This window comes from Flavobacterium movens, from assembly GCF_039581425.1.
In the GTDB taxonomy this organism is placed as follows: Bacteria; Bacteroidota; Bacteroidia; order Flavobacteriales; family Flavobacteriaceae; genus Flavobacterium; species Flavobacterium luteolum.
On the sequence record NZ_JBCPXY010000009.1, the window covers coordinates 65379 to 79190 of the forward strand.

Sequence of the window (13812 nt, forward strand, 5' to 3'; positions counted from 1 at the left end):
AGTAAAAAGGAGTTTTCGCTTTTGATAAACTATTTAATAAAATATTATTCAGCGCCCGGTTTTTTCAAACCAATATCTTTCATGGGATATTTTTGATACGTTCCTAAATGAGCAGCAATAAGTCCCATTACGCCTGGAATTCCCCATTCAAAAAAACGATGCCCCGTGCTTAATTGCTCTTTTGGATCTGTGTATAAATTATATACCCACGGACTCATTCCGATACTTTGAATCGTAGACTGATCCAGATTTTTTCGTTCTGCCGATGTATTAAAGACATTCATATGCACTTTGTATTCCTGCCATCTCACGGCCATAAATTTGGTTTCAGAATACATAAAAACGGCATTTCGATTCGATACTCCTTTATCTGATAAAAAGAACGATAACTGATCTACTCCATCAATATAATTAGATGATGGAATTTTATCTAAAACTCCAGCTGCCGAAAGAGAAGTATTGAACATATCGCAAATATCAAATAATCCATCGCTTATGCGTCCCGGAGCTATCATACCTTTCCAATAAGCAATTCCCGGTACGCGCACTCCGCCTTCCCAAGTTGTTCCTTTTCCTCCTCTAAACGGAGTGTAACCGCTATCTGGCCAAACATCTTCATTTGGGCCATTATCAGAAGTAAGGAATACTAATGTGTTGTCGTCTATTTTTAAATCTTGTAAAAGTTTCATCAATCTTCCCACAATATCATCAACTTCAACTACAGCATCTTTATAAGGAAATGCCGCTGGACTTTTTCCTTTGTAACCTTCAGACACATAATTTTCGTTATGCACTTTAGAAAAAGAATGAATCAAATAAAATGGCTTATTCTCTTTAACTGAACGTCGAATAAAGTCTTCACTGTAATTAGCAAAAACCTGATCAACTTTTGAAAGCTCTTCAATAGTAGATATCGGCTGAACTATTTTATTTTCTTCGCCTTTTTTGCCTGTCAAAATATTTTGGTCAACCAATTTTTTAATTGCATTTAATCGGTCTGGTTTATTAATTAGATCCGGATAGATCCATTCGTTAACAAACTGTGCGTATTCTGACTGAACAGAACCAAATCCGAGCCATTCATCATATCCTACTTCGTTTGGCAAACTTCCTTTGCTTTCTCCCAAATGCCATTTACCCGAAATAGCCGATTTATAACCATTTTGAGAGAGTATTTTAGCCGTTGTATTCTCAGAAGCCCAAGGATTCACTTTTGGGTTTTCGCCTGTCAAAGTTGGTCTCGTTAATCCCGATCTTGCCGGAATTCTTCCTGTCATAATTGCTGCACGACTAGGTGTACAAGTTGGCTGCGCATAAGTAGAAGTCAGCTGTAAACCTTCATGAGCCAGTTTATCCATGTTTGGAGTTGGTGCGCCAATCGCTACACCTCCTCCATAAACACCAATATCTCCATACCCCATATCATCAATTAGAATAATCAAGATATTAGGTTTCTTTTTCAACTTGCTCATTTTATCCTTCATCTCTTTGTCCTGATCTGGATGCGGAATTGCTGGCTCTAAATAATCTTTTACTTTAACCGTTGGGTTAAAATAATTTTGCTGCGCGCTGATTTCGGTTACAAAAGCTAAGACAGCTAATAGAACAATATATTTTTTCATAATTCTTTAAATGAATTGATAATTGATAATTGATAATTGATAATTGATAATTGATACACTTATTTCAAGTCAATATCAACCTTATCAACAATTCCTGTAAACTTAAATGGAGGTTTGTACGATTTTGCAACGGGAGATCCAGAATCTTCACCAATTCCGAAAGTATCAATTCCGAAACGAGCGGCTACGGTTTTATCAACTCGCCCTTCGCCGACTAATTTATCATTGATATAAAGTTTTCCTGTTCCACCTTTTCCAGTTCCTCCGCCATCATAAGCAAAATCAAATCGCACAGTACTTTTTCCAACCGGAAGTGATTCTTTAGAAGTAATGACGTAACGGGCATCATCAAAATAATTATAGTGATAAACCAACTTTCCGTTCTGCACATATAAAGCAAATCCTGCCGAACTTCCTCCAGAAGCCACAATGATACCACTGTCTGATTTTGATTTAAGTTCAATTTCTGCTGTTATACTATGCGATTTATTTTTAGTATTTGGCGACGCTGTTTCAGCCAATCTCGTTGCTCCTGCGTAAAAAGTAAAGTGTTTGCGTTTTGGGTCAGATGGCGTAGGTTTTGGCGAAATTAATCGGCCAGTTCCTCTATCATCTAATGGATACACATTATACTTTTTGGCTTCTTCTGCAAAAATCTTTTTCAGTTCTTCCACTTTTTCAGGATATTTTTTAGCCAAATCAACCGATTCGCTATAATCTTCATCAATATTATAAAGTTCCCATTTGTCTTTATCCCAATTTCCTGGCGCATAATCCTGTCTCCACGGAAATGTGTGTTGGGTAGCTGCAACCCAACCATTATCATAAATGGCTCTATTGCTGAATACCTCAAAATATTGTCTAGTTCTAACTGGTTTTGCATTTTTATCACTAAAAGTAGACAAGAAAGAAACCCCATCCATAGGTTTCTGTTCAACCCCATCGACAGTTTTTGGTGCTGGCAAATGAGAAGCCTCTAAAACTGTAGGAAGCACATCAATCAGATGCACAAACTGACTGCGCATTCCGCCTTTATCCTTAATTACTTTTGGCCAGCTAACCACCATTGGGTTTCGGCTTCCTCCAAAATGAGAAGCTACTTGTTTAACCCATTGAAAAGGAGCATTTCCAGCCCACGCCCAAGCTACAGGATAGTGTGGTTCTGTATCTGGATCTCCAATTTGATCAAGATGTTTTAAGTTATCTGCCAAAGGAGTGGCGATTCCGCTTAATGCTTTTACTTCATTAATTGTACCTTCCATTCCGCCTTCAGAACTTGCGCCATTGTCACCAACTATATAAAATATTAAAGTATTATCGGCATCTGGAAGTTTGCTAATGGCTTCTAAAAGGCGTCCCGTTTCATGATCGGCAAACGAAAGATAACCCGCATAATTTTCCATCAAACGCGCAAACAGTTTTTTCTGATCTGCCGAAAGTTTATCCCAAGGTGTAACCCAGTCAGGTCTTGGAGTCAATTTTGTTCCTTTTGGAATAATTCCCATTTTTAACTGACGTTCGTAGGTTTCTTGTCTTACCACATCCCAACCTTTATCAAACTGACCTTTAAATTTGTCACGCCATTCTTTTGGTGCATGATGTGGTGCATGTGCCGCTCCTGGAGCAAAATACATCATAACTGGTTTTTGAGGTGCAACCGATTTACTATATTCTAACCAATTAATGGCTCTATCGGTCATATCGGTCATAAAATGATAACCTTGTTCTGGAGTTTTATCTGGTTCTACTGCTTTCGTATTTTCAAAAAGAACTGGATAATATTGATGCGTTTCACCACCAATGAATCCGTAAAAATAATCGAAGCCTAACCCCGTAGGCCAACGGTCAAATGGTCCTGTAATACTACTTTCCCAATCTGGCGTATTATGATTTTTTCCAAACCAACTCGTACTATATCCGTTTCCTTTTAAAATTCTACCAGATGTTGCAGTAGTTTTTGGAATCATACAATTGTAGCTTGGATATCCTGTTGCCCATTCGGCCAAGAACCCAGAACCCGCATTATGATGATTTCTTCCTGTCAACAAGGCTGCGCGCGAAGGCCCACAGATGGCTGTAGTATGAAAACGGTTATATTTTAAGCCATTTGCGGCAAGTTTATCTAATTCTGGTGTTGGAACCGGTCCTCCAAATGTGCTTACCTGTCCAAATCCAACATCATCTAAAAGAATGATAATCACATTTGGCGCTCCTTGCGGAGGCGTAACCAATTTTGGCCATTCTTCTTTGGAGTCTTTGTAGGTTTCTCCAATTTTTCCGCCAAAAGGAGGTTCTGGAATTGGCAGTATTGTTCGATCTAGTTCTCCTGAATCGGTTTTTTCTGTTACAGAATCGGTTTTCTGAGATTGATTGCAGCTGAAAAGAAATACAGCTAAAATGAAGAGCAGTTTTGGGCTGATAAACGGTTTCATATTACAAGATTTTGTTATTCGTAATAAATTTACAAACATGGGTTTTACAAAATCTTTTGATGATGTTTCAAATTATAATTTGCAACAAAGTTTTCATTATTTTCTGTTCCAACTCACCCAATCTCTCGATTAAACTTAGTAATTCATTCTATCAATATGTTATTTATATCAAAAAACGCTTTAATTACAAACAATAGCTTTTAACCGTAAAATTATTTCATAACCCGATTGACAATCTTCGTGATACTAAAATTTGAAATGTACTATTGACACACATTTAGACAAATTCGAAACATTTATAGTAAAAACTGAAACACGGTTTTCGTAGTCCCTTTTAATTTCGCTTTAAAGATATTCAGCCAAACCGAATATCAATAAACCGATTACACTATGAAAAAAAACTTTAACCTATTTCTGGCACTTGCATTTACCGCATTAAGTTCTTCTGCAAAACCTGTTCTAGAAGATCCAACGCCACTTTGGTTTACAAAAACGACCGAAGTAATTCACTTTCAGTTAAACAAAGCCGCACAAACTTACAAACCTGGAAAAAATCCGAGATCTGTTAATCCAGACGGAACCGTTCGTCTTGCAGGAATAACTGATTGGACAACAGGTTTCTTCCCTGGAAGTTTGTGGTACGGTTATGAACTAACAGGCGATAAAACAATGGCAGAAGAAGCGAAGAAATTTACCCTTGCTTTAGATTCTATCAGAAATATCAAAAACACGCACGATGTAGGTTTTATGCTGTATTGCTCTTATGGAAATGCCTACAGAATTACCGGAGACAAAATTTATCTCCCTGTTTTGGCAGACGGTGCTGCAAATCTTTATGCACGTTTCAGCCCTGTAGTAGGAACTATTCGCTCTTGGGATTTTCCGTGGCTGCATTATCCCGTAATTATAGACAACATGATGAATCTCGAATATTTGTATTGGAGTGCTACTGAGTTTAATAAACCTGAATATGCAAAAGTGGCAGATACACATGCTTTAACGACTATGAAAAATCATTTTAGAAAAGATTACAGTTCATACCATTTAGTAGATTATGATCCGAATACAGGTAAAGTTTTACGCAAAAGAACGCATCAAGGTGTTACAGACGAATCTTCGTGGGCGCGTGGACAAGCTTGGGGATTGTATGGTTACACGATGTGTTATGCAAACAGCAAAAATCCTAAGTTTTTACAGCAGGCAGAAAACATTGCCAAATTTATTATGAACCATCCTACAATGCCAAAAGACAAAGTGCCTGTTTGGGATTTTGATGTTCATAATGCTTTAGATACCGACGAACTTGCTCCACGAGATGCTTCAGCTGCTGCTGTTATTGCTTCTGCTCTTTTAGATTTAAGTACTCAAGTTAAGGATGGAAAAAAATACGTTGACTATGCCGAAGAAATACTAAAATCCTTATCATCTGATGCTTATCTGGCTAAACCCGGAGAAAATCATTTCTTTTTGTTAAAACACAGCGTGGGCGCTTTTCTGTACAATTCTGAAATTGATACACCGCTAGATTATGCCGATTACTACTATCTGGAAGCATTAAAGAGATATGCGGCAATTAAAAAAATTGAAATCTAAATTAGATGAAAATGCGTCTTTTTATAAAAACTTTCGTCTTCTTCTTTATTTTACTTTTAATGCAAAAAACTTTTGCACAAGATGTTAAGATAACCAAATCTAGCTTTAATGCCATAAACTTAGATTATAAAGGACTTGAAAAAGTAAAAAAACTAGTTTCTTCATCTAAATATGAAGAAGCAGCAAACCGACTATTAGATTATTATCGAAATCGTACCGATGTTCAGCATTTGAATTTTAATGCAGCTGATGTAGAAAAATTAAAAGGGAAAAAGGTTAACAACAATACCTTAGAACTTGCCAATAATATTCTGATACACAAATTTAAACCGCATAAAGGGTATCCAGCATATGATTACGGACAAGATATTAATTGGCAATATCGTCCTGTACAAGATCAATTACTGTCTACCTTTTTACATCGAACTGCTTTCTGGGAATCATTAGGTATTGTCTACAATAGTACGGGAGATGAAAAATATGCCAAAGAATGGGTTTTAGAAGTACGCGATTGGATTAAAAAAAACAAGCAAGGCACCTATCCTGACGAAAAAGATTTTGCGTGGAAAGCTTTTGTGGTTTCTTTCAGACTTAATCATTGGTCTTCGTATTTCAATATGTTTTTGAATTCGCCAAACTTTACTCCTGCTTTTTTAATGGAATTTTTGAATTCTTATAATGAACAGGCAGAATACGTATCCAACAATTATACAGATGTTGGAAATCATAGGTTGTACGAAGCCCTACATATGATGTACGCAGGTAGCTTTTTTCCTGAAATGAAAAATGCTGCTGCTTGGCGTAAAAGCGGAATTACCGTTTTAAATGAAGAAATTAAAAAACAGGTATTGCCTGATGGCATCCAATTTGAACTTTCGCCTTCTTATCATATCGGAACCATTAAAATATTTTTAGATGCTTTACAGATAGCCCAATTAAACGGAATAGAGAATGAATTTCCAGAAAGCTATAAAAATCTAGTCGAAAAAATGGTGCTTGCGGTTGGTAAATATTCATTTCCAGATTATACTTTCCCGTTGTATGGAAACTCTTTTTTAACAACCAAAAGTGCTATGTTAAAGAGTTATCAGATCTGGGAGAAAGCTTTTCCAAAAAATGAAATTATTAAGTATTATGCATCAAACTTTAAATCAGGAAAAAAGCCTGACTATTTATCAAGCAGTCTTCCATATGCTGGTTTTTATGCTTTTAGAAATGGCTTGGATACCACTGCAACCGTAATGCAGATTAAAGCTGGGCCTCCAGCTGAGTTTCATTCTCATCCTGACAATGGCAATTTTGCACTTTGGGTAAAAGGTCGAAATTTCACTCCAGATTCAGGCAGTTTTGTCTATGCAAATGTCGGCGATCAAGAGAACTCTAAAAGAGATTGGTACCGCTCTACTAAAGCGCATCAAACTTTAACACTTGATAATCAAAACATAACAAACGATGCCAAACTATTAGAATGGCAACCTGATGGAAACACTCAGATTTTGTCTTACAGCAATCCGAGTTACAAAGATTTAAGCCACGAAAGAACTTTCCTTTTTATCGATAACACTTTCTTTCTCATTATTGATCAAGCAATTGGAAACGCAACTGGTAATCTAGGAATTCATTATAATCTTAAAGAAGACAGCAATGCTTCAAGCAATTCTTTAGACAATAGCATTACAACTCATTATGAAGATGGAAATAATTTATTGATACAAGTCGCTGATAAAGAAAAAATTGCTTTAAAAGAAGAATCTAGTTTTGTTTCGTACGAATATCAAAAAGAAACACCAAGACCTGCTTTTGCTTTTGAAAAAATAAAAAACAATCAGCAGACACAAGGCTTTATTACCTTATTACTTCCATTTGATGGTCAAAAAGCTCCAACAGTAAAAATTACAGAAAACCCCGAGCACAATATTTCTAAGGGAAAAATTGATCTAAATATTACTATCAATGGAAAAGAAAGCCACATAAAGAAAAACCTTGTTCATTAAACTAATATGACGAAAAAATCAATCAAAACTATAGTTTTATTTGAGCTTTTTCCAAAATTAAAAACAATACAAAGCTATCTTTGATATGATAATATCAACTGGATAGCTTTTTAATTATAACAACAAATTATCTAACTCACTTAATTAAAAACCTAAATGAAGAATTTAAAGAAAACAGCCATCTTGTGCTTTCTCTTCCTGTCTTGGTTCTTGGGCAATGCGCAAGAAAAACCAATAAAAAAAGAAAGCTTTGACATTATCAATCTAAACTACAAAGGCTTAGAAAAGGTAAACAGTCTTTTTAACGCAGCCAAATACGATGAAGCAGCGCAAGAACTGCTAACGTATTATCGAAATAGAAAAACCGTTAAACATCCTGATTTTAATGCGGGAGACGAAAATAGATTTCGAGGAAAAGAAATTGGTAAGGCAAATCAGGAAAAAGCAGACAATGCTCTCCAACATAAATTTCAGCCTCAAAAAGGATATGGGTTTTATGATTACGGAAAAGATATCAACTGGGAATATTGGCCCGTAAAAGACAATGAAGTCCGCTGGCAATTGCACCGCGTTACATGGTGGCTCCCAATGGGAATGGCATATCGCAGTTCTGGAGATGAAAAATATGCCAAAGAATGGATTTTCCAGTTTCGCGATTGGGAGAAAAAGAATTACTTAGGAAGTTCTAAAGAAAATGATTCTTTTGCATGGCGTCCATTGGAGGTGTCAGATCGTGTGCAAAGTCTTCCACCTACATTCAATCTATTTGTAAACTCTCCGAACTTTACTCCTGCTTTTTTAATGGAATTTTTAAATTCTTATAACAAACAAGCCGCATACATTCCGGAACATTATAGCAAAGAAGGCAATCATTTATTGTTTGAAGCACAGCGAATTTTGGGAGCGGGAGCATTTTTTCCTGAACTAAAGCAAGCTGAAGCATGGCGCAAAAGCGGTATCGAAATCCTAAACCGCGAAATAAAACTGCAAGTACTTCCAGACGGCATACAATGGGAACTCTCTCCTATTTATCATGTTGCGTGCATCGATATTTTTCTAAAAGCTTACAATTCGGCTAAAATGGCTGGCGTAGAAAAAGAATTTCCAGATACTTATTCGAAAACCATCGAAAAAATGATTTTAGCTTCAGCAAGCATGATGTTTCCTAATTACAACAATCCGATGTTTGGTGATTCTTGGCTGGTTGAAAAAGAAAACCGTTTAAAACAGTTTAAGATTTGGTCTAAAGTGTTTCCAGAAAATGCACAAATCAAATATTTTGCAACCGACGGCGCAGAAGGAAAAAGTCCTGATTATTTATCGAATGCCTTACCAAACGGCGGATTCTATACTTTTAGAAACGGATGGAACGATCAAGCTACCGTCATGATTGTAAAAGCCGGACCTCCAGCAGAATTTCATGCTCAGCCAGATAACGGAACTTTTGAACTTTGGATAAAAGGAAGAAATTTTACACCAGACACAGGCTGCTACATTTACAGCGGTGATGAAGAAGTTACTAAAAAAAGAAATTGGTTTCGTCAGACTAAAGTCCATAGCACTTTGACACTAGACGATCAGAATATGGTGATTACCAAAGCAGAACAAAACAAGTGGCAAACGGCCAAAAACCTAGATATTTTAACGTATACCAATCCAAGTTATAGCGACTTGAATCATCAGCGCAGTATTTTGTTTATTGATAATAAATACTTCCTAATAATCGATAAAGCAATCGGAAAAGCAACTGGTAAATTGGGCGTTCATTTTCAGTTAAAAGAAGATAGCAAACCTGTTTTTGATAAAATAAATAACAAGGTATATACGGCCTATGAAGACGGAAATAACCTTTTAATTCAATCTTTAAATACAGATAAAATTGCATTAAATGAAGAAACAGGAAAAGTTTCTTATGCTTATGCAAAAGAAATAGCAAGACCTGCGTTTGTCTTTGAAAAAGCTAAAAATGATGCAAAAACAGAATCATTTGTAAGTGTTGTTTATCCTTTTGCAGACAAAGCTCCAGATATCAAAATTCAGCCCAACAAAGACAATGATTTTGAAAAAGGAATTATTAGTTTAAACATTCTAATTGATGGCAAGAAAAGTGAGATTAAAACTCAGCTAAACTAAACATTACAATTACACTTCTTAAAAGCGCCTAAAAGTAAATTTTAGGCGTTTTTTTTATTCAAAAAATTCATTCCGTAGGAATGTCTCGTCGGTAGAATTAAATATAAATCACGATTGTACGTTCCGTAGGAACGTTTGATTAGCCATCAGACATATTATTTATTCCAAAAAAACAGGTGTCCCTACAGGACACTATGCTCAACAACGCTATTTTTTTCTACCGACGAAATATTCCTACGGAATATTAATTATTATTATGAATACCAAATTTGTTTTTTATACCCCTCAAATCTGCATAAAGAAACATTTTTTCTATTCTTTGTTATTTTAATTTTTTCAATTAATAAGGATAATCTGAAACTCTTTTGTTCAAACAAATCTTCAACCCGAATTTGAATTTGTAAAGATAATTTTACGTAACATTTTACTTCATTTCACTTAACTTATAAATTTTACGCAAACGATTTAGAGATTGCTCGTAATTGCTAGCTTTGCACCAAAAAGTAATTCAGCAAAAAACCACTAAATTCAAATTAAACCCTGATTTTAAAGGACTTTAAACATTGTATTAATCAAATTCAATAGTATTTTGGACGCATTCAAAACTGTCATGAAAACCCGATTTCTATATTTGTTTCAATTAAAAATCAAAAAAACATGACTAATCCAAAAAAAATGACCAGGCCTTTACAAAATTTAAATCTCTTTCCTAAACCTAAAATTCCGTTGCCCTTTTTTCAAGTTATTTAATTGTTATGATTTTCTCCACAACAGCTATCTAAAAAATATTGTGGTGATTTTTTAACAAAACCTAAAACCAACTGAAATAACATCAACAGGAATTATACTCAGTACTTATTCCTCTTTTAAAGAAAAAATTATGAAAAGGATTATATTTTTATGCTTACTGCTAACCACATGTAAGATGATGTACGGGCAGGACAAAGTAACCGTAACAGGTAAAGTAACCGATGCTCAAAATCTGCCAATGCCAGGAGCAACTGTTACAGAAAAAGGAACTAAGAATGCTACCCTAACATCAATGGACGGGGATTATCAAATTAAGGTAAAACCAAATGCCACGCTTGTGTTTTCTTTTATTGGTACCAAGACGAAAGAAGAACAAGTTAAAAACAGAACGCAAATCAATACCAAACTGATTGATGACGCCAACAATCTTGACGAAGTAGTTGTTGTTGGATATGGAACTAAAACCAGAAAAAATATTACAGGAGCTATATCTTCTGTAAAAGGCACCGAAATAGCTAAAACTCCGGTTCAAGATGTTGCACAAGCAATGCAAGGACGCATCGCAGGATTACAGGTAACCATGCCAGACGGAACTCCTGGTGCACAGCCTTCATTAAGAATTAGAGGAGGAACTTCTATTACCCAAAGCAACGAACCGCTTTATGTCGTAGATGGAGTGGCGCAGACTGGTGGACTTTCATTTTTAGATCCGATGGATATTGAGTCTATAGATGTGCTAAAAGATGCTTCTTCAACATCTATTTATGGTGCTCAAGGTGCAAACGGGGTTGTTTTAGTAACTACAAAAAGATCTCCGGGCGGGAAACTTAGATTAAGTTATGATACCTATGGCGGAATAAAAACAATTGCCAAAACTTTACCCGTAATGAATCCGTATCAATATACACAATTAGTATATGAAAGCGCCACAGATGATACTAGAATGCAAAAATACCTGAGCACTTTTGGTACTTATGATGAAATGGAAGGACTTTACAAAAATAGACCAGGCATTAACTGGCAAGATGAAGTTTTTGGAAATGCTGTTGTAAATCAATATCATAAAATTGGTATTAGTGGCGGTGAAAGTGATACAAAATATAATGCTTTTTATTCTGTAAATAATGACCAAGGAATTATGATAGGAAGCGAATCTGTAAAAAACATTGCAAAATTGCAAGTAACACAATCTATCAGTAAAAAGTTTACAGTAAATGCAATTGTCAATTATTCTAATCAGAAAATAACAGGAATGTCTACAAATGAAGGTGGAAATGCGAGATTAAGCATGCTTCAAAATTTATTGCAATACCGTCCTACAATTGGAAAAAATGGCTCAGATGAAGATCTTAAATATTTATTGGTAGATCCGATAGATAACCAGGCATCACCAACATTTCAGAGTCCGCTTGTTACTATAGACAACCAAAAAAGAGAAACTGTAAACCGATCTCTAAATATGAATTTCCAGCTTTCGTATTTCATTACGCCTAAATTAACCTATAGCGGTTTAGTAAGTTATACAGATAATAGTAATAAAAGTAAATACTTTAATGGTGCTGACGGAATTCAGGCTATTAGATCTGGAGGAGCAAATGGAGGCGTTACGCATAATCTTGCCACACGATTAAACTACAACAACGTATTAACTTATAGTAATACATTCAATAAAAGTCACAAACTTAGCGTAACGGCTGGTCAGGAATATATCTATAATTATTCTGAAGGAATTACGGCTGCTGCATCTGCATTTCCTGATGTAAATTTAGGATGGGATAAATTACAGCTGGGTACAATTGCTGCAATACCAACGACATTTGCTGAAGATGACAAATTACTGTCATTTTTTGGAAAAGCAGATTATTCATTCAAAAGCAGATACTTATTATCAGCGAGTTTGCGTGCAGATGGTTCTTCAAAATTCGGAACACAAAATCAATGGGGAGTTTTCCCCTCAGTTTCTGCTGCTTGGAGAGTTATTGAAGAAGATTTCATGAAAAACATTCCAGCATTTTCAGATTTAAAATTACGTTTAAGTTATGGAGAGGCAGGAAACAACAGAATTGCAAATTATGCCGCATTAGGTATTTTCAATTCGGGATCATATCCTTTAAACAATCAAGTAAATATTACTGCTTTCCAAAATAACCTTCCAAATCCATATTTGAAATGGGAATCGACCAAATCGACTAATATCGGTCTTGATTTAGGATTTTTTAAACAAAGAATATCATTAACGACTGAGTTGTATGAAAATAAATCGAAAGATCTGCTTTACAACACTCGTGTTCCTGCAAGTTCTGGATTTAAAAAACAGTTTCAGAATATTGGGGCAACTTCAAACCGAGGTATAGAATTTACACTGAATACCATTAATGTTAAAAACAACAACTTTAACTGGAATACTACTTTTAATATTGCTTTTAACAAGACAAAAGTTTTAGGTTTAAGTGAAGGCGAAACCTCGTTAATTACAAATAGCTACACCGACAAAAACGATTATATCCTACAAGTTGGAAAACCAGTTGGAACAATGTACGGTTATATAAGCAATGGTTTGTATCAGGTAAGTGATTTTGATTATAATGCAACAACAAAAGTGTATACTTTAAAATCTGGCGTTGTAGGCGATAATATTGTTGTACAGCCTGGATTTATTAAGTTCAAAGATATTAGTGGTCCTGACGGAAAACCTGATGGAGTAATCAACGATTTGGACAGAACTATTATTGGAAATGCGAATCCTAAATATACTGGCGGACTTAATAATACTTTCAGTTACAAAGGGATTGATTTGAGTGTTTTTCTAGACTTTACTGTAGGTAATGATATTTACAATGCCAATGTTTTAAATAACTCAAGACTTAACTTAGATAATTTAAACACGTTTGCCATCTATGCCGACAGATGGATGACCATCAATTCTGCTGGACAGCGTGTAACAGACCCTGATGAACTAACGGCTTTAAACGTTGGAAAAACGAATCCTGCTTTTAACGGAAATGCTACAGGACGTTTGTATAGCGACATCATTGAAGATGGATCTTTTTTAAGAATCAACAATGTGAGCTTAGGTTACACATTGCCTAAAGCATGGCTGAAAAAATCATATATCTCAAATTTGAGAATTTATTTTACTGCCTATAATTTATATGTATTTACCAAATATTCAGGCTATGATCCTGAAGTTAGTGTAATGAATAACGCAATTACCAGAGGAGTCGATTTTAGTGCTTACCCTAGAAGTAAATCCTTTGTTACTGGCTTAAATATTTCACTATAATTTAA

At 35.3% G+C, this 13812-nt stretch carries 6 protein-coding genes; 4 read left to right on the forward strand and 2 right to left on the reverse strand.

Annotated elements, in window-relative coordinates; all coding sequences use genetic code 11:
• Positions 1–44 precede the first annotated feature (44 nt).
• A complete protein-coding gene (locus tag AAYQ05_RS16350; protein ID WP_343544466.1) occupies positions 45–1622 on the reverse strand; it encodes an arylsulfatase in 1578 nt (525 codons plus the stop codon).
• Between the two features lie 59 nt (positions 1623–1681).
• Positions 1682–4054 (reverse strand): sulfatase-like hydrolase/transferase, encoded by a 2373-nt coding sequence (locus AAYQ05_RS16355; protein WP_343544467.1) that lies wholly within the window; start codon positions 4052–4054, stop codon positions 1682–1684.
• 390 nt (positions 4055–4444) lie between these two features.
• Here AAYQ05_RS16355 and AAYQ05_RS16360 point away from each other — a divergent pair, with 390 nt between their 5' ends.
• The 4 genes from AAYQ05_RS16360 (at position 4445) to AAYQ05_RS16375 (ending at position 13807) form a co-directional block, all read left to right on the forward strand.
• Positions 4445–5647 (forward strand): glycoside hydrolase family 88 protein, encoded by a 1203-nt coding sequence (locus tag AAYQ05_RS16360; RefSeq protein WP_343544468.1) that lies wholly within the window; start codon positions 4445–4447, stop codon positions 5645–5647.
• An 11-nt stretch (positions 5648–5658) separates the two neighbouring features.
• A complete protein-coding gene (gene hepC / locus AAYQ05_RS16365; protein WP_343544470.1) occupies positions 5659–7641 on the forward strand; it encodes a heparin-sulfate lyase HepC in 1983 nt (660 codons plus the stop codon).
• Between the two features lie 156 nt (positions 7642–7797).
• A complete protein-coding gene (gene hepC, locus AAYQ05_RS16370; RefSeq protein ID WP_343544471.1) occupies positions 7798–9774 on the forward strand; it encodes a heparin-sulfate lyase HepC in 1977 nt (658 codons plus the stop codon).
• 880 nt (positions 9775–10654) lie between these two features.
• Complete coding sequence (locus tag AAYQ05_RS16375) at positions 10655–13807, forward strand: SusC/RagA family TonB-linked outer membrane protein (protein ID WP_343544472.1); 3153 nt, start codon at positions 10655–10657, stop codon at positions 13805–13807.
• Positions 13808–13812: the final 5 nt, after the last annotated feature.

What these genes read in the sequence shown, in the direction of transcription:
- AAYQ05_RS16375 (WP_343544472.1), top strand. Translation starts at nt 10,655, where the DNA reads ATGAAAAGGATTATATTTTTATGCTTACTGCTAACCACATGTAAGATG.
- AAYQ05_RS16355 (WP_343544467.1), bottom strand. Translation starts at nt 4,054, where the DNA reads ATGAAACCGTTTATCAGCCCAAAACTGCTCTTCATTTTAGCTGTATTT.
- AAYQ05_RS16350 (WP_343544466.1), bottom strand. Translation starts at nt 1,622, where the DNA reads ATGAAAAAATATATTGTTCTATTAGCTGTCTTAGCTTTTGTAACCGAA.
- hepC (WP_343544470.1), top strand. Translation starts at nt 5,659, where the DNA reads ATGCGTCTTTTTATAAAAACTTTCGTCTTCTTCTTTATTTTACTTTTA.
- hepC (WP_343544471.1), top strand. Translation starts at nt 7,798, where the DNA reads ATGAAGAATTTAAAGAAAACAGCCATCTTGTGCTTTCTCTTCCTGTCT.
- AAYQ05_RS16360 (WP_343544468.1), top strand. Translation starts at nt 4,445, where the DNA reads ATGAAAAAAAACTTTAACCTATTTCTGGCACTTGCATTTACCGCATTA.